Raw genomic sequence first — 17,473 nt, 5'->3', positions numbered from 1 at the left:
TCGGTATCGGGCGCGGTGTGCGCCGGTCTCGGTGGTGCGTGCGGTCGGTGTCAGGCGCGCGCGGCGGCGAGCGACTCGCGGGCCTTCGCGGCGACGTTCTCGGGGGTGAAGCCGTACTCGGCGAACAGGGTCTTGGCGTCCGCGGAGGCACCGAAGTGCTCCAGCGACACGATGCGTCCGGCGTCGCCGACGTAGCGGTACCAGGTCAGGCCGATCCCGGCCTCGACGGCGACGCGGGCCTTCACGGCCGGCGGCAGCACCCGCTCGCGGTACTCGCGCGGCTGCTCCTCGAACCACTCCACGGACGGCATCGACACCACCCGGGTGCCGGTCCCCGCGGCCTCCAGCAGCTCCCGCGCGGCCACGGCCAGGTGCACCTCGGAGCCCGTAGCGATGATGATCACCTCCGGGACCTCCGTCGAGGACTCGCGCAGTACGTAGCCGCCCTTGGCCGCGTCCTCGTTCGGCGCGTACACCGGCACGCCCTGGCGGGTCAGCGCGAGCCCGTGCGGGGCCGGGTGCGTGGCGTGCCTCTTCAGGATCTCGGCCCAGGCGATCGCGGTCTCGTTGGCGTCGGCCGGGCGGACGATGTTCAGGCCCGGGATGGCGCGCAGCGAGGCCAGGTGCTCGACCGGCTGGTGGGTGGGGCCGTCCTCGCCGAGGCCGATGGAGTCGTGCGTCCACACGTAGGTCACCGGCAGCTGCATCAGCGCCGACATCCGCACGGCGTTGCGCATGTAGTCGGAGAAGACGAGGAACGTGCCGCCGTAGATCCGGGTGTTGCCGTGCAGGGCGATGCCGTTCATCTCCGCGGCCATGGAGAACTCGCGGATGCCGAAGTGCACGGTACGGCCGTACGGGTCGGCCTCGGGCAGCGGGTTGCCCTCGGGCAGGAAGGAGCTGGTCTTGTCGATGGTGGTGTTGTTCGAGCCGGCCAGGTCGGCGGAGCCGCCCCACAGCTCGGGGACGACGGGGCCGAGGGCCTGGAGCACCTTGCCGGAGGCGGCGCGGGTGGCGACCGACTTGCCCTCCTCGAAGACGGGCAGGGCGTCCTCCCAGCCCGCGGGCAGCTCCCCCTTGCTCACCCGGTCGAACAGCTCGGCCCGCTCCGGCCGGGCGGCGCGCCACTCGGCGATCCGCTTGTCCCAGGCCGCGTGCGCCTCGGCACCGCGGTCCAGGGCCCGGCGGGTGTGCTCCAGGACCTCCTCGGGCACCTCGAAGGTCCGCTCCGGGTCGAAGCCGAGCAGGCGCTTGGTGGCGGCGACCTCCTCCTCGCCGAGCGCGGAGCCGTGGGAGGCCTCGGTGTTCCGGGCGTTCGGGGCGGGCCAGGCGATGATCGTGCGCATCGCGATGATGGAGGGCCGGTCGGTCTCGGCCTGCGCGGCCTTCAGCGCGGCGTACAGGGCGGGGGCGTCGATGTCGCCCTCGGCGGTGGGCTCGATGCGCTGGGTGTGCCAGCCGTAGGCCTCGTACCGCTTCAGCACGTCCTCGGAGAAGGCGGTGGCGGTGTCGCCCTCGATGCAGATGTGGTTGTCGTCGTAGAGGAAGACCAGGTTGCCGAGCTTCTGGTGGCCGGCCAGCGAGGACGCCTCGGCGGAGACGCCCTCCTGGAGGTCGCCGTCGGAGACGATCGCCCAGACGGTGTGGTCGAAGGGGGAGGTGCCGGCCGGGGCGTCCGGGTCGAACAGGCCGCGCTCGTAGCGGGCCGCCATCGCCATGCCGACCGCGTTGGCCACGCCCTGGCCGAGCGGGCCGGTGGTGGTCTCCACACCGGCGGTGTGCCCGTACTCGGGGTGGCCCGGCGTCTTCGAGCCGTGGGTGCGGAACGCCTTCAGGTCGTCCAGCTCCAGCTCGTAGCCGGCGAGGAAGAGCTGGGTGTAGAGGGTCAGCGAGGTGTGGCCGGGGGAGAGGACGAAGCGGTCACGGCCGGTCCACTCGGGGTCCGCCGGGTCGTGTCGCATCACCTTCTGAAAGATCGTGTACGCGGCAGGGGCCAGGCTCATCGCCGTGCCGGGGTGTCCGTTGCCCACCTTCTGCACCGCGTCGGCCGCCAACAGCCGGGCGGTATCCACGGCACGCCGGTCGAGGTCGGTCCACTCGAAGTCGTCGGAGGTCTGCGTCGTCATCTTCAAGAAGTCCTCGTTGAGTGGGGGATGGCTGGCCTGACGTGTTCAAACTTAAAAGTCTGACTTTTTCGAGGAAAGGTCGGGGTGTGTCAGCCTGTGGTGAATCTGGGACAGTGATCGAACGACGGAAACGGTAAGAAAAGGGCATGGCGGGCATGATGGGGCAGGGTGGCGGCGGAACCGGGGGCGAGGACACCGGTGGCGCGGCTGGTGACGGCGACGGGATCAGAACCTTCCCCTTCCCGGCCGAGCTGGCCGTCGGCGGTGTCGGCATGCAGATCGGCCCCATGGGCACCGACCGCACCTGGCACGCCGAGGCCCCCCTGCACCGTGTCCACCGCATCGACTTCCACGTGGTCATGCTCTTCACCGACGGCCCCGTACGGCACATGATCGACTTCGCCGAGTACGAGGCCGGCGCCGGCGACCTGCTGTGGATCCGCCCCGGACAGGTCCACCGCTTCTCCCGGGAGTGCGAGTACCGCGGAACCGTCCTGACCATGCAGCCCGGCTTTCTGCCCCGCTCCACCGTCGAGGCCACGGGCCTGTACCGCTACGACCTGCCGCCGCTGCTGCACCCCGGTCCGGCGCAGCTCGCCGCGCTCCGGGCCGCCCTCGACCAGCTCCGCCGCGAGTACGAGGACACCGCCACCCTCCCGCTCAGCCTGCACACGGCCGTCCTGCGGCACACCCTGACCGCGTGCCTGATGCGCCTGGCCCATCTCGCCGCCAGCTCCGCGGAAACGTCCCCGCAGCACGCCGACGGCACCTTCATCCGCTTCCGGGACGCCGTCGAGCGGGGCTTCGCCACCAACCACAGCGTCAGCGCCTACGCCGACGCCCTCGGCTACTCCCGCCGCACCCTGGTCCGCGCCGTCCGCGCGGCCACCGGCGAGACCCCCAAGGGCTTCATCGACAAACGCGTGGTCCTGGAGGCCAAGCGCCTCCTCGCGCACACGGACATGCCGATCGGCCGCGTCGGGGTGGCCGTGGGCTTTCCCGACGCGGCCAACTTCTCCAAGTTCTTCCACCTGCACACCGGTCAGACCCCGGTCGCCTTCCGGGCGGAACTGCGGTAGGGCCGGGGTGTCAACCGCCGTGCGGGCGCGGGCGTTTCCCGGTGGCCCGCGTTTCCGGGCGGCGCGCGCGTTTCCCGGGCGAAGGCGTGTTTCCCGCACGAAGGTGTGTTTCCAGCCAACCGCCCTGTTTTCCATTGACTACTGATTGACCATCTCTTTACCTTCGGTGGCGATGGGCGAGCGTCAACGCCCTGGGTCGTCTGCTCGTGCAGAAACGTTAAATCCCGTACCTTCCGGAGGTTCCCATGGACCAGCTCATCAAGCGCATGACCGAGGAATCCGTGTGGCAGCGCTGGGTCGCCGTCAACTCCGCCGAGGCGGCGAAGGACGGCTGCATCAGCGCCGCGCCGAAGAACGGTTGCATCAGCGCCACGGCGAAGAGCGGTTGTATCTCCCGCTGACGTCCGGGCCGTTCCGCTGACACGCCGGGCTGCCGGCGCGGCGACTCGCCGCGCCGGCAGCCCTCCGCCACACCGCCGACACCGCCCGGAGATCCCCCTGTGAACCGCATGCCGAGTGCCGACGTGCTGGACAAGGTGCGCGACATACCGATCTACCGCGCCTCCGTCGAGCGGGGTCACTTCCCGATCCTGGAGAAGCCGGAGATCGCCCGGGGCTTCCCCGACAACTGGATGACCCCGCGACTGGCCCGCGCGCTGGAGACGGGAGAGGCCGAATTCGTGCTGTCCACGGGCACCAACCACGCCCGTATGCAGATCATCCGGCCGCCCTACTTCCTGCTCCGCTCCTACTACCGCCTGTGGCAGGAACACCCCGAACTCGGTGCCTCCTGGCATGCCGGGGCCCGGCGGGTCTCGCTGACCACCGTGCTGGCCACCGAGCACGTGGCCCGCGTCAACGCCCGCAAGCCCGGCGCGACCCCCGGTGAACGCTGGCTCGACGACCGCACGCTGTACCTCAACCGCCGCCTGGACCCGGCCGACTGGGACCGCGAGGACGTCGAGCGCATGCTCGGCGAGATCAGGGAGGTGGCCGGCGCCCACCCCGACGGCGCGTACCTCCTGGACTGCTCCGGGTACCACCTGGCCCATCTGATCGGCAAGGTCTCCGCCTCGGGCCTGTGGGACGGCTTCCCCCGCCCGGTGGGCATCGTCCACGCCTACGAGTACACACCGCTGAACGTCCGCGCCTACCTGCGGTCGCACTTCGACTGCCCCGTCGTCGACCTTTTCGGCAGCACCGAACTCGGCTACCTCTTCTACAGCGACGCCGAAGGCCGCTACCGGCCGTATCTGACGGACATGAGCGTCGAGCTGATCCCGGTGGCACCGGGCAGCGGCATCCACAGCCTCATCGTCACCAGCGTCCGCAACCCGTACATGCCGCTGGTCCGCTACCGGTCCGGCGACTGCGTCCGCACCCACGACGGCAGCACCGACCCGGAGCGGATCGTCTCCTTCTGCGGACGGGAGAAGGAACTCCTGCCCACCCCCGAAGGCCCCGTCGCCCAGGCCGACCTCGACAGCCGCATCACCGGTGTCAGCGACCGCGTCTTCCTCCACCAGTTGCACCTGACCGGCGACGACACCTGCCGGCTGGCGTACACCACCTTCGACGGCGTACCGCTCGGCTCCGACGAGACCGCCCGGCTCGCCGCCTCCGTCGCCGTCCTGACCGGGCGCTCCTGCCAGGTGGAGCACCGTGCCCGCATACCGATCGGGCGCTCCGGCAAGTACGCCTGGCTGACCGCGCCCGACCCGTCCTGACCACGGTCCCGGCGACCCCTTTCCCGGCCCGTGGCGATCCTTCCCCGGGCCGGGCGCACTTGCCCGGCCCGGCCACGACCCCGACAGGATTCCCATGCCCACGTCCGCAGCGCCCGCCCCCTCCGGCACCGCCACCGAACCGGCTCCCACCGCCGAGGAACTGCTCGGCCCCGTCCTGTACGACGAGGTGGTCCGGTACTTCCTGGCCAAGCCCGGCGGCCCCGCCGAAGCCGTCGTCCGGCACCAGGTCCGCGAGTGCCTGCGCTACCTGTACCTGGTCTCCCGCCACCCGGACCGGCTCGGCGGCCTCTTCCTCCCCGTCGAGCAGGACATCGACGAGATCTGGCACTACCTCATCCTGCAGACCCGCGAGTACCGGGAACTGTGCGAAGAGCGGCTGCCCGGCGGCCGCTTCATCCACCACCGGAGCATCTCCTACGACGCCTACCAGGAGGCACCAGGGCGGGCCACGGCCGCCGAGGAGGCGCTGCGCTGGATCCCCCTCTACACGGCCGCGTTCGGCCCCTTCGACGAGGACGCCGTGCCGCACTGGACGATCGTCCGGTTCCTGCGCGACGAACTCGGCATGTCCCTGGCGGAGATCGCGGCCCTGGCCGACGGCGCGACGGACTCCGGGCAGCCCACCGGGACACCGGGACCGGACGGCGCGGCGGCACCGGCCCCGTCGGCCGCATGACCCCAACGGTCCCGCCGCCCGCGACGGCGGACGCCTCCCGGGCAGCGGGCCGCGCGCTGAGGGTGCTCGTCGTCTCGCAGGTCCTCGGCGGTGCCGGCATGGCGGCCGGCATCACGGTCGGCGCCCTGCTCGCCCAGGATCTGTTCGATTCCACGAGCCTGTCGGGGCTGCCGGTCGCGCTGTTCACCATCGGCGCGGCCCTGGGCGCCGCGGCCCTCGGACGGATCTGCCAGCACCGGGGGCGCCGCGTCGGGCTGGCGCTCGGCAACGGCGTGGCCGCGGCCGGCAGCGCGGGGGTGGTCGCGGGCGCGGCGGCCCACCGGCCCGCCGTGCTGCTGGCCGCGCTCTTCGTGTATGGCGCGGGTACGTCCACGGGGCTGCTCGCGCGCTACGCCGGTGCCGAGCTGGCCCCGCCCGGACGTCGCGGCCGGGCCACCGGAACCGTGCTGGTCGCCATGACCCTGGGCGCGGTCGCGGGACCGAACCTCGTCGGCCCCACCGGCGCGCTCGCCCACGCCTGGGGCATCCCGCGACTGGCCGGACCGTTCCTGCTGGCGACGGCCGCCTACGCCGCGGCGGCCCTGGTGCTGCTGGGGTGGCTGCGCTCCCTCCCGCCGCCGCCCGTGGAACCGGCCGCGGAACCTGCCGCGGCAGGCTCCGGCAAGGAACCGGCGTCCGGCACCGAGCCGCACGGGCCGGTGCGCGGGGTCTCCGGTGTCGTCACCGGTGCCACCGTGATGGTCACCGCCCAGCTGGCGATGATCTCCGTGATGACCATGACGCCGGTGCACCTGACCGGCCACGGCCACGGAACGCAGACCGCCGGTCTGGTCATCGCCCTGCACGTGGGCGCGATGCTCCTGCCGTCACCGCTGAGCGGCCTGCTCGCGGACCGGGTCGGGGGCCGGCCCGTGGCGGCGGCGTCCGGTCTCGTCCTGCTGTGCGCCGGCCTGCTCGCGGGCCTCGCCCCGCCGGCCTCCGTCGTGCTGTCGGCATGCGCGCTCGTCCTCCTCGGTATCGGCTGGAATCTGGCTCTGATCGGCGGCACCGCCCTGCTCACGAACGCCGCCCCCGCCGAGAACCGCGCCACGGTGCAGGGCCTGGCCGACGTGGGCATGTCCGTGGCGGGCGCGACGGGCGGCATGGTGTCGGGCCTGGTGGTGACGGGCAGCGGCTACCCGACCCTGGCGGCGGCGGCGGGAATCCTCGCCCTCGCGGTGATCCCCGCGGTGGCGCTGCGCGGCTCACCGCCGTGACGGCCGCCCAGCCGCCACCGCTCGGGCCCCGCCCGCCACCGCTCGGGCCCCACCCGGCGGCGCGCAGGCCGGCCGACCGCGGGAAGCCGGGGCCGGGGACGGGTAGCGGCCGTCCGGCGGAATCCCGCGATCACCCGATGCGTCGCGCCGTACGGTGCCGCGGGCGGCGTCGTGGCAGGTGCCGGCGCAGCCACCGCACCGGGTGGCGGGCGAGGGCGCGGACCGTCCGGCGAGGGGGCGAAGGGGCGGGTGAGGAGCGGGGGACGACGGTGAGGGTGCCCTCCGCCTCCATGAGGCAGACGGGACCGCTCCCGGCTCCGGTCCGCCAGTCGACACGGATGGCCACGGGCCGCGGCGGATCGCCGGGCAGCTCCGCGGTCAGCACCATCACGCGCTCGCGGTGCCCGCGCCGGGTACGGGCGGCCACGACCTTGCCGTCGACCAGGACTTCCGTCGGCTCCCGCGCGGTGCCGGTCCGCACGGTGACCGAATGCCCGTCCCGGTCGAGGTGGAAGCGGTGGTCACGGGTCATGGGCCACCTCCTCGGACCGGCTCGCGCGTCAGCGGCGTATGCGCCCGGCCCTTCTGTCCCGGGCGCCGCGCAGCCGGCCGATGAGCTCCTCCTGCGAGACGTACTCCGGGCAGCGCGGGTTGTGGCAGGGACCGGCCGTCCAGACCGGTATGAAGACGCCGAAGCTCTTGTGGCGCTCCACGACGGTGCCCACCGGCTGTTTGCACGAGCCGCAGAGGAATTCCGACGTACGCGTTCGAAGTTTCCGTTCGCCCCTCATGGCCCCATTTTACTGTCACTTGGGGATTCTTTGCCATCACTTTAAAGAGTGACTTCGCTGGGCGTGCGGGTGCGGGCGACTCGGCCGCGCCTCAGGCGTCGTGGGGCGGCTCCGGCGGTTCCGGCCGCCGGCGCGGATCGGCGGGCGGGTCCGGCCCGGAGGCGTGCGAGGAACTGCCGGCCGAGGTACCGCCGGCCGAGGTGCTTCCGGCCGGGCCGCTGTCGGTCGAGCCGCTGTCGTCGGCGGCGGCCGCGGATGCCGAAGGCTCCTCCGCGTGCCCCGGCGGGACGGCGCCGGGCGGCGGCGGGCGCAGCAGGCTGAGGCCGACGGACACGGCCAGCACGACGGTGATGACGGCGAGGCTGAGCAGCGAGGGAATCTCGGGCACGGCGCTGCTGATCGTCTTGTGCGAGGCCTGCAGGACGAGTTTGACGCCGATGAAGGCGAGGATGAGGGCCAGGCCCTTGCTGAGGTAGTGGAAGCGGTCGAGCAGGCCGGCGAGCATGAAGTACAGCGCGCGCAGGCCGAGGATGGCGAAGGCGTTGCTCGTGTAGACGATGAACGCGTCATTGCTCACGGCCAGCACGGCGGGCACGCTGTCGACGGCGAAGACGATGTCGGCGGCCTCGATCGCGGCGACGACGGCCAGCAGCGGGGTGGCGACGTGCTTGCCGGCCTCCTTCACGAAGAAGTGCGTGCCGGCGTACTCGTCCCGGACGGGGACGACCTTGCGCAGCAGTCGTACGGCGATGCTCTTGCCGGGATCGAAGCTGTCGTCCTCCTCTCTGAGGATCTTGTACGTGCTGTAGAAGAGGACGGCCGCGAAGGCGAACAGGACGGCCGTGAAGCGGCTCACCACGGCCACGCCCGCGGCGAGGAAGATGCCGCGGAAGACCAGGGCGCCGAGGACCCCGAGGAACAGCACCCGGTGCTGATAGGCCCGTGGCACCCTGAAATACCCGAAGATCAGCGCGAAGACGAAGAGGTTGTCGACCGACAGGCTCTTCTCCAGCAGCCACGCGGTCGTGTACTCCACGCCGGCGGCCGTCCCGACCACGAGGAAGACGACCGCGCCGAAGGCGATCGCCAGTCCGACCCAGACCGTGCTCCAGGCGGCGGCCTCGCGGAAACCGATGACATGGGCATGCCGGTGCGCGAGCAGATCCACGGCCAGCGACACCAGTACGGTGACGACGAAGATCATCCAGAGCCACAGCGGCACACTGTGCACGGTTCCGACCCTTCCGGCGCAACAAACCGGCCATCTCTATGGATACCGGTCATCTCTTCCGAGTCTGAGGGATGCGGCTTCGGCTGTCCTCTCGGCAGGTCGCGTGCGGCGGCGCCCGAGCCCTGGCCGCCGCCGGGGCCCGGCCCCGGCAGCGGCGGGAGTCGGGCCGTCTCGCCCCGTCCCGTCCCGTTCCGGGCAGGGTGCGCGGCGGGCCCGGCCCCGATCGAGGAGCCGTCACCGGCGGTCGCCTCGGGCGGTTGGGCGGTCGCCTCGGGTCGTCGGCAGCCACCGCCCGTCGGCAAGCCATCGCCCGTTGGGGAGGCATCGCCCGTTGGGAGCCACCCCCCGTCGGGCAGCCCCCCGTCGGACAGCCGCACCCGTCGGACGGTCGCCCGGGGGTCGGCCGGTGGTCCGCTCGTGCGGGTCCGGTCTGCTAACAAGAGTGCGGCACAGAGTGCGGCACGGAAGCAGGGGTGCCGGAGCGACGAAGGGTGCGGGCGTGAAGCTGACGATTCTGGGCGGTGGCGGGTTCCGGGTGCCGCTGGTGTACGGCGCGCTGCTGGCCGACCACGCCGAGGGGCGGGTCACCGAGGTGGTGCTGCACGATCTGGACGACCGCCGGCTGCGGGCGGTGTCCCGGGTGCTGGCGGAGCAGGCCGAGGGGGTTCCCGACGCACCGGCGGTGTCCGCCACCACGGACCTCGACGAGGCCCTGCGCGGCGCCGGCTTCGTCTTCTCCGCGATCCGCGTCGGCGGTCTGGAGGGCCGGGCGGAGGACGAGCGGATCGCGCTCGCGGCGGGAGTGCTGGGCCAGGAGACCGTCGGTGCGGGCGGCATCGCCTACGGGCTGCGCACGGTTCCCGTCGCCGTGGACATCGCCCGGCGGGTGGCCCGGCTCGCCCCGGACGCCTGGGTCATCAACTTCACCAACCCGGCCGGCCTGGTCACCGAGGCCATGGCCCGCCACCTCGGGGACCGCGTCATCGGCATCTGCGACTCGCCGGTGGGCCTCGGCCGCCGTATCGCCCGGGTGCTCGGCGCCGACCCGAAGCGGGCCTTCGTCGACTACGTCGGCCTCAACCACCTCGGCTGGGTGCGCGGCCTGCGCGTCGCCGGGCGCGACGAACTGCCCCGGCTGCTCGGCGATCCCGCGCTGCTCGGCTCCTTCGAGGAAGGCCGGCTGTTCGGTGCCGACTGGCTGCGGTCGCTCGGCGCGATCCCCAACGAGTACCTGCACTACTACTACTTCAACCGGGAAACCGTCCGCGCCTACCAGCAGGCCGAGCGGACCCGCGGCGCCTTCCTGCGCGACCAGCAGTCCCGGTTCTACGCCGAGGCGGCCGACCCGGGCGTCTCCGCCCTGCGCGCCTGGGACCGTACCCGCGCCGAGCGGGAGGCGACCTACATGGCGGAGAACCGGAAGAGCGCCGGCGCCGGCGAACGCGAGGAGGACGACCTGTCCGGCGGCTACGAGAAGGTCGCGCTCGCCCTGATGCGGGCCATCGCCCGGGACGAACGCGCCACCCTGATCCTCAACGTCCGCAACCGCTCGACCCTCAACGTCCTCGACGCGGACGCCGTCGTCGAGGTCCCGTGCCTGGTGGACGCGGGCGGCGCACACCCCCTGGCCGCCGATCCGCTGCCCGGCCACGCCACCGGTCTGGTGTGCGCGGTGAAGGACGTCGAGCGGCACGTGCTGTCCGCGGCGGAGTCGGGCTCCCGGGCCACCGCGGTGAAGGCGTTCGCCCTGCACCCGCTGGTGGACTCCGTGAACCTTGCCCGCCGGCTGGTGGACGAGTACGTCGCCGCGCACCCCGGCCTGGGGTATCTGAAGTAGCGAAATCCGTCGGATATTTCCCGGGGGGTCGGTGGTTCTGCCCCGTGAGTGAGCCGGTATTTCTACCCCTTGAAATCTCCGCCCAAGCCGGGTGACGCTGCTGTAGGAGAGTCATCAGGGGGCGCGTCGGTGGGCTGTATCAGCGGCGCGGAGGCACATCAATTCCCTGATCGCGACGCAGCCACGGTGGTTGGTCTCTGCTCGGCTTTTCGCTCAAGGATGGGAACGACTGATGAAGAAGCAGATCGCGGCGACTGCCGTAGTGGGTGCGGTGCTCGCCGGCGGCATTTCCCTTGCCGCCTCGTCGACCGATGCGGCTCCCGCACGGAAAGACATAACATGCACCGCGTCAGAGTTCGCCGGCGGCCGCATCGCGATATCGGGAAGGGGTTTCCCGGATGGTGAGACGGTCACCGCGAGAAACTCCGCAGGAGCAGCGGTGGGCACGTTCACCACGACACCCGGCGGCTTCTTCGAGTTCACCGGACTCCCGAACGACACCTACACGGTGACGTCCAAGTTCGGCAAGGTGACCTGCGCGAAGCTCGCCGAGCGGGAGGGCGGGGGCGGTCAGCAGCAGCAACAGCAGGGTGGCCGGGGCGGTCAGCAGCAGCAACAGGGTGGCCGGGGCGGCCAACAGCAGCAGCAACAACAGCAACAGCAGCAACAACAGCAACAGCAGCAGCAACAACAGCAACAGCAACAGCAACAGCAACAGCAGCAACAGCAGCAGCAGCAGCAACAGCAGCAGCAGCAACAACAGCAACAGCAACAGCAGCAACAGCAGCAGCAGCAAGGAGGTCAGCAGCAGCAACAGCAGGGCTGACGGGCGACGCGTCCGCCTTCCCGTCCAACGGCCCCGGCATCCACACGGAGATGCCGGGGCCGGTCGTCCGCCCGGGCGGAGGACGTGTCCTGTGCGCCGCCTGGCCTACTGGGCATGCCGTCGGCCGGGACTGTGGCCACTCTGGGTTCCGACGGCATGACGGCCGGCCGTAGTCCCCGTCGCCGGCCGCGTGGCGGTCCGCTACGCCCTGGAGCCCGTATGGACGCACCCCTGACCTCACCCCCGCCCCCGACCCCCATCAGCGTCATCTGCGACTGCCCGCTGATCGCCCACGGCCTGACGCACGTGATCGACCCCGAACCGGATCTGCGGATCGTGACGTCGGTCGGCAAGGTGGGCGACTACCGCGACCAGGGGAACCACCGAGAGGTCGTCCTGCTCAACGTCCAGCTGTCCGCCTGGGAGGCGTCCAGCGTGGTCTCCCGGCTGCACCGGAGGGGACACGCGGTCATCGTGCTGGCGTTCTCCGAGAAACAGTCGGACGCCGTGCTGTGCATCGAGGCCGGGGCCCGCGGCTATCTGGGCCACAGAATCGGGGAAACGGAATTGCTGACGGCCATCCGTGCCGTGGCCTCCGGGAGCAGTTATTTCTCCGCCGACCTGAACGGCCGCGTCCTGCCCGCACCGCCGCCGCGCCTCACCGACCGGGAAAGGCAGATTCTACGGCTTCTCGCCGACGGCGCCACGGACCGGGAAATCGCCGTCAAGCTGAACATCACCGAGAACACGGTGCACTCACACCTGGACCGACTGCGCAGCAAAAGCGGATTTCATCGCAGGGCGGATCTGACCCGACTGGCGCTGCGGTACGGCCTGACCGGTGAATGAAGACGAGGAAAAGAGGGGCAATTCTGCCCCTTGCCGCCCGGCCGACGCCGGAAAACCATGTTCACTCGCCCATGACCGCGCCGCCCCTGGAAATGCCATGCGACCTCCCGATGCCGAGGTGGCGCCGAAGGAGCTGCCGGACCCGGGGGAGAGCTCGCCGGGGGGCCGCGCCGGCGGGCCGGGAGGCGGGCCGTCCGGTCTCTCGCCGGCCTCGCTGTGCGTCATCGTGCTCACGGCGCTGGCCGTCGTGGCCGGGGCCGCCGTGCACCTGGCGGTGGTCTTCCTCGGCATCGCTCCGCCGAACCACCTGTCCCAGCGGCATGCCACGGGCATCAGCCGGTACCTCGGGCCCGAGTTCGCCCAGCAGTGGAAGCTCTTCGCCCCCAACCCGTCCACGGCGAACACCCATGTGCACGCGCGCGCACAGGTCCGGATGCCCGACGGTACCCTCTCGACCACCCGGTGGCTGGACCTGACCGCGAGGGACGAGACGCGGATCGCGCACCATCCGCTGCCCGGACAGGCGTACCAGAACCAACTGCGCGTCGCGTGGAACAACTTCATCGAATCGCTCGACGGCCACGGCCGCCCCACCGGCCTGTACGGCAGCCTCATGCGGCAGTACCTGGTCCGTATCGCCGTCCAGCGGCTCGGCCCGCGGGCCGACGGCGGCGCCGTACGCCGCGTCCAGCTGCGCTCGGCCGTCACACCGGTGCCGGCGCCCCCGTGGAGCCATCAGTACGTCGACACCAGGACCAGCTACCTCGTCCAGCCGTGGTGGACCGTCGGGGCGGAGGACGTCAGATGACCGCACACCCCTTGTTGCCACCCGGCCGCCCCCGCGCACCGTCCGGCCCGGCACCGCTGTCGCGCGGCTTCGCCACGGCCGTGCGGCGCGGTCTGGCGCGGATCGCCGCCGAGCCCTTCGCGCCGTACCAGGCCGCCGTCCTCCGGATCGGCCTCGCGCTGACCTGGCTCGCCCTGCTGCTGCGTGAATGGGTGGACCGCGCCGAGCTGTACGGCCCGGACGGCTCGTGGAGCTGGGACATGGGCCGGCAGTGGAACGCCACGACCCACGCCTTCACCCCCCTGCTGTGGTACGACGGCCGGCTGTGGTTCGAGGCCGGCTACGTCGCGGCGGTCGCCGCGTCGGTGATGCTGCTCCTCGGCTGGCGGACCCGGACCGCCTCGCTGCTCTTCATGATCACCGTGATGGCGGTCCAGAACCGCAACCCCTTCGTGGGCAACGGCGGCGACAACCTTCTCCACATCATGGCGATCTACCTGGTCTTCACGCGCTGCGGCGCGGTCTGGTCGCTGGACGCGCGCCGCGCCGCGAGGGCCCGGGAAAAGGACCCCGACCCCGCCGGGATCGCTCTGTGGGTGTTCTTCGCCGCCGTACTCACGCTGGTCACCGGGCTGGGACGACTCGGCATGGGCTGGGCGTTGCCGCTCTGGGGCTTCCTCGCCGCACAGTCGGCGGGGTGGCTGGTGCGGCGCGGCGCGCCGGGGGAACCGCGCACCGCCCTGACCATGGCGGGCAACGTGGTGCACGCCGGGGCGATGCTCGTCATCGCGGTCCAGATCTGCCTGATCTACTCGTCCTCCGGCTGGTACAAGATCCAGGGGTCCCTCTGGCAGGACGGCACGGCACTCTACTACGCGCTGCACATCGGCAACGTCACGCCGTGGCCCGCCCTGTCAGGGGCCGTCGCGAGCAGCAGCCTGGTCGTGCTGCTGCTGTCCTACGGCACGGTGATCGCCGAAGTGGCCTTCCCGTTCCTGCTGTTCGACCGCCGCACCCGCACCGCGATCGTGACGGTCATGATGGCGATGCACGCGGGGATCGGGACGCTGCTCGGCCTGCCGTTCTTCTCGATGGCGATGATCGTGGCGGACGCGGTCTTCCTGCCGGCCTCCGTACTGCGCAGGCTGGGCGACCGCGTGACACGCGCGGCCCGCCGGACGCGAGCCGCGCTGCTCCGCCCGAGCCGTGCCCCGGCCGGATGAGAACTCCGGGCCGTCCGGAAAGGCCGCCGTCTGGGTAACGCCGTCCCGGTAGCGCGTCTGGGCAAGCCGCCGATCGGCTGAGCCGTCGTCTACAGCGGCAGCACCTCGCCCGCCGAGGCCGTGTGCGCGGGCGGCGGGGCCGCCGGGAGCACCACCTCGGCCGGCTCCGGCCGCTGCCGGGAGAGCCCGGCGGGCAGCAGTGGACGCGGCCCCGCCACCACCGTGTAGTCCTGCCCGAGGAACGGCGGCTCGATCACCCCGGGGTCGTCACCCAGCGCCAGCCGCACCGCCGCCCAGGGCGCGTTCACCCCACAGAGCGACAGCTGGTGCAACCCGCCGGCGGGCCTGGTGTTGACGTCCAGTAGCACAGGGCGGTCGCCGAGCATCCGGAACTGGATGTTGGACAGATGGTGCAGCCCGAAGCCCTCGGCGATCAGCCGGGCCGGCGCCAGCCACCGCTCGTCCAGGGTGAAGCCCCGGCGGCGGCCGTTCTTGGTGCGGCCGATGGCGAGCCGTACCCGGTTGTCCGTCCCGGTCAGGCAGTCGACGGATACCTCCGGCTCCGCCAGCCGGGGCATCACCAGCCAGTCCACGGGCTCCCCGGCCCGACGCAGCGCGTCCAGGACCGGGTCCAGCTGCACATACGGGCCGGGGAAGCCGCTCAGCTGGGCCAGGGACAGGGGGGAGCGGGTGATCACCCGGAAGCCGGCCCCGCCCGCCCCGGCGGCCGGCTTCACGCACGCCTGGTGCCCGGCCTCCTCCAACTCCGTTACGGCGGCCAGGAGTTCGTCCGCCGTCCGGATCCGCCACCAGGGCGGCACCGGTACCCCCACCGAGCGCACCGCCTCGTACGCGATCGCCTTGTTCTCGAACACGGCGACCGCCTCGGGCGTCGGCGCCAGCAGCGCCGTACCGGCCGCCGCGAACTCGGCCCGGTGCGCCACGATCACGGCCTGGTGCAGCCGCGGCACGAACACGTCGATGCCGCGCCGGGCGCACTGGTCGAGCGCGTATTCGACGTACGCGGCCGGGGACAGCCCTTCCGGCTCCAGCTCGGCGGTGTCGGCGGCGGCCAGCACCGGGGAGTCCGGGTCACCGTGCGTGGCATGGATCTCGACCGCCCGGTCGCCGGGATTTCTCCGCAGCTGATCCATGAAGAACACGTTCTCCGCGTACGTGCGGTTGAGCCAGACGCGTACGCGAGAGAGCATGCAGGCCGCCTTTCGGGTGTGCGGGCAGGGCGGAGCGGCCCGTGCCCGGGCAGGTGGGAGGAAAGGGTCACCAAACGGCCCTGGAAAGGGAAGTCGGGGGCGCCGGTGGTGGGGCGATCATACGGCCAACCGGAGCCCCCTCGTGCAACGCGCGTGTTAAGGCTTCACCGCGCGTGTCAAGGCCGCACCGCGCGTGTCAGTGGTTCCCCGGCACGGCCCCCTTCGGTGACGGCGGCGGGCGCGTCGGCACCCGGCTCCGGCGAGCCCGCGACGGGAGCGCCGGACGCCTGGGCGCGTGGCAGCCACAGCGCGATCAGCAGGCCGAGGGCCATGCCGGCCGCGGTGAGCAGGACGACCAGGAACTCCCCGTCCGCGGTGGCGGCCCGCAGCGCCTGACCGGTCTTGCCGTCGGTGCCGGCGTCGGCGAGCGCGGTGAGCACGGCCAGGCCGATGGCGTTGCCCAGATTGAGGGTGGTGGAGGCCATGCCGTTGGCGATGCCCTGCTCACCGGGGGCGACCTTGGTGGCGGCGGCGATCCACATGGCCGTCCACACGATGCCCTGGCCCACCCCGGAGACGATCAGCCCGGGCACGGCGATGCCGTAGCCGGCGTCCGCGTCGAAGCCGGGGGAGAGGGCCGCGGTGCCCACCGCGCCGACCAGGAAGCCCGTGATCAGCGTGGTGCGCGCGCCCAGCCGGGTGGTCATGCGCTCGCCGAGCTGGGTGCCGGCGGCGATGGCGACGGAGGGCACGAGGAACGCGAGCCCGGTCTCCAGGGCGCCGAAGCCGTGCACCGACTGCAGCAGCACGGTGAGGAAGTAGGGCAGGGTGCCGAAGGTGGCCATGTACAGGAACGTCACCGTGATGGCCGCGCTCAGGCTGCGGTTGCGGAACAGCCGGAACGGCATCAGCGGGTCGGCGCTGCGGGACTCGGTCACGGCGAACGCGGCGAGGCACACCACGGCGGCGACGGCCGCGCCGATGACCGCCGGTGAGGCCCAGCCCCACTCCGGGCCCTCCACCAGGGCGAAGACGAGCAGGGTGGCGCCCGCGGTGACGGTCAGGGCGCCGGGCAGATCGAACCGGCGGCCCGCGGTGCCCGCCGGGTCGCGCGGGATGACGAAGACGGCGGCCAGGGCGACGAGCCCGGCCAGCGGCACGTTGACGAAGAACACGGCGGGCCAGCCGAAGGCCTCGGTGAGCAGGCCGCCCAGCAGCGCGCCGACGGTCAGGCCGCTGGCCCCGGCCCCGCCCCACACGGCGAGCGCCCGGTTCCGCTTGGGTCCCTCCTCGAACAGCGTGTTGATCAGCGACAGCGTGGACGGCAGCAGCAGCGCGCCCCCGATGCCCTGGACCGCCCGCGCGGCGACGATGACCTCCGGGCTGCCCGCCAGCCCGCCGGCCAGCGAGGAGACGGCGTACACGCAGAGCGCGAGCACGAAGATCCGGCGCCGGCCGAGCAGATCGGCGGCCCGGCCCCCGAGCAGCAGGAAGCCGCCGGCGAAGACCACGTAGGCGCTGACGACCAGTTGCTGGGTCTGGCCGGGGAAGTCCAGGTCGGTGCCGATGTCGGGCAGGGCGACGAACACGATGTTGAGGTCGAGGGAGAAGATCAGCTGCGCCAGCGCCAACAGCGCCAGGCTCCAGCCCGGCCGGGTCCGGCCGGGTCCGGCCGACCGCGTGGGTGGCCTGGGAGAGGTGGACATGGTCGGCCCTTCGGGTCATGGGCAGGACGGCCCGGCTCATATGACAGTTCGTATGATTGCGTACTGTCGAACTTCGGCTCGGGGGGGCCGGCGGTATCCGGCCATACCGGCAGCGGACGGGCGGACC

Annotated in this window: 16 protein-coding genes; 10 read left to right on the top strand and 6 right to left on the bottom strand. The window is 72.1% G+C overall.

Annotation, left to right across the window (positions count from 1 at the left end):
• Window positions 1-50: 50 nt before the first annotated feature.
• Window positions 51-2,126, bottom strand: a complete 2,076-nt coding sequence (gene tkt, locus ABD350_RS02020; protein WP_344345809.1) for a transketolase — start codon at window positions 2,124-2,126, stop codon at window positions 51-53.
• 155 nt (window positions 2,127-2,281) lie between these two features.
• Here tkt and ABD350_RS02015 point away from each other — a divergent pair, with 155 nt between their 5' ends.
• From ABD350_RS02015 to ABD350_RS01995, 5 genes are all read left to right on the top strand, one after another.
• On the top strand, window positions 2,282-3,205 hold the full coding sequence (locus ABD350_RS02015; protein ID WP_344346396.1) for a helix-turn-helix domain-containing protein: 924 nt from the start codon (window positions 2,282-2,284) through the stop codon (window positions 3,203-3,205).
• Window positions 3,206-3,450: 245 nt separating this feature from the next.
• A complete protein-coding gene (locus tag ABD350_RS02010) occupies window positions 3,451-3,606 on the top strand; it encodes a hypothetical protein (protein WP_344345807.1) in 156 nt (51 codons plus the stop codon).
• 108 nt (window positions 3,607-3,714) lie between these two features.
• The gene (locus ABD350_RS02005; protein WP_382466804.1) at window positions 3,715-4,932 is read left to right on the top strand and encodes a phenylacetate--CoA ligase family protein; all 1,218 of its coding nucleotides are present in this window, start codon (window positions 3,715-3,717) and stop codon (window positions 4,930-4,932) included.
• A 94-nt stretch (window positions 4,933-5,026) separates the two neighbouring features.
• Complete coding sequence (locus ABD350_RS02000; protein ID WP_344345804.1) at window positions 5,027-5,629, top strand: glycine-rich domain-containing protein; 603 nt, start codon at window positions 5,027-5,029, stop codon at window positions 5,627-5,629.
• Window positions 5,626-6,885, top strand: coding sequence for an MFS transporter (locus ABD350_RS01995; RefSeq protein ID WP_344345802.1), 1,260 nt, complete (start codon window positions 5,626-5,628; stop codon window positions 6,883-6,885). The genes ABD350_RS02000 and ABD350_RS01995 overlap by 4 nt, the downstream gene beginning before the upstream one ends.
• A gap of 130 nt (window positions 6,886-7,015) precedes the next feature.
• On the opposite strand, the gene ABD350_RS01990 is transcribed toward ABD350_RS01995, so the two are convergent.
• The 3 genes from ABD350_RS01990 to ABD350_RS01980 form a co-directional block, all read right to left on the bottom strand.
• Entirely contained in the window at window positions 7,016-7,417 is a 402-nt protein-coding gene (locus ABD350_RS01990) for a hypothetical protein (RefSeq protein WP_344345800.1), read from the bottom strand.
• Between the two features lie 28 nt (window positions 7,418-7,445).
• A complete protein-coding gene (locus ABD350_RS01985; RefSeq protein WP_344345798.1) occupies window positions 7,446-7,676 on the bottom strand; it encodes a hypothetical protein in 231 nt (76 codons plus the stop codon).
• Window positions 7,677-7,767: 91 nt separating this feature from the next.
• Complete coding sequence (locus ABD350_RS01980) at window positions 7,768-8,907, bottom strand: TerC family protein (RefSeq protein ID WP_344345796.1); 1,140 nt, start codon at window positions 8,905-8,907, stop codon at window positions 7,768-7,770.
• 499 nt (window positions 8,908-9,406) lie between these two features.
• Between ABD350_RS01980 and ABD350_RS01975 the strand changes: the two genes are divergently transcribed.
• The 5 genes from ABD350_RS01975 (at window position 9,407) to ABD350_RS01955 (ending at window position 14,429) form a co-directional block, all read left to right on the top strand.
• Window positions 9,407-10,744: a 6-phospho-beta-glucosidase gene (locus ABD350_RS01975; protein WP_344345794.1), complete on the top strand. Its 1,338-nt coding sequence runs from the start codon at window positions 9,407-9,409 to the stop codon at window positions 10,742-10,744.
• Window positions 10,745-10,976: 232 nt separating this feature from the next.
• A complete protein-coding gene (locus tag ABD350_RS01970) occupies window positions 10,977-11,570 on the top strand; it encodes a hypothetical protein (protein ID WP_344345792.1) in 594 nt (197 codons plus the stop codon).
• Between the two features lie 219 nt (window positions 11,571-11,789).
• Entirely contained in the window at window positions 11,790-12,419 is a 630-nt protein-coding gene (locus ABD350_RS01965) for a LuxR C-terminal-related transcriptional regulator (RefSeq protein WP_344345790.1), read from the top strand.
• 97 nt (window positions 12,420-12,516) lie between these two features.
• Window positions 12,517-13,227: a DUF5819 family protein gene (locus ABD350_RS01960; RefSeq protein WP_344345788.1), complete on the top strand. Its 711-nt coding sequence runs from the start codon at window positions 12,517-12,519 to the stop codon at window positions 13,225-13,227.
• Window positions 13,224-14,429, top strand: a complete 1,206-nt coding sequence (locus tag ABD350_RS01955) for an HTTM domain-containing protein (RefSeq protein WP_344345786.1) — start codon at window positions 13,224-13,226, stop codon at window positions 14,427-14,429. The genes ABD350_RS01960 and ABD350_RS01955 overlap by 4 nt, the downstream gene beginning before the upstream one ends.
• An 89-nt stretch (window positions 14,430-14,518) precedes the next feature.
• Here the strand turns inward: ABD350_RS01955 and ABD350_RS01950 are convergent, their stop codons facing one another.
• On the bottom strand, window positions 14,519-15,640 hold the full coding sequence (locus ABD350_RS01950) for an ATP-grasp domain-containing protein (RefSeq protein WP_344345784.1): 1,122 nt from the start codon (window positions 15,638-15,640) through the stop codon (window positions 14,519-14,521).
• Window positions 15,641-15,816: 176 nt separating this feature from the next.
• Window positions 15,817-17,346, bottom strand: a complete 1,530-nt coding sequence (locus tag ABD350_RS01945; protein ID WP_344345782.1) for an MFS transporter — start codon at window positions 17,344-17,346, stop codon at window positions 15,817-15,819.
• Window positions 17,347-17,473: the final 127 nt, after the last annotated feature.

It is taken from the genome of Streptomyces nogalater, assembly GCF_039532885.1.
GTDB classification, from domain to species: Bacteria; Actinomycetota; Actinomycetes; order Streptomycetales; family Streptomycetaceae; genus Streptomyces; species Streptomyces nogalater.
The sequence above is the reverse complement of the archived record's forward strand: the minus strand, read 5'-3'. Positions and strand labels throughout refer to the sequence as shown.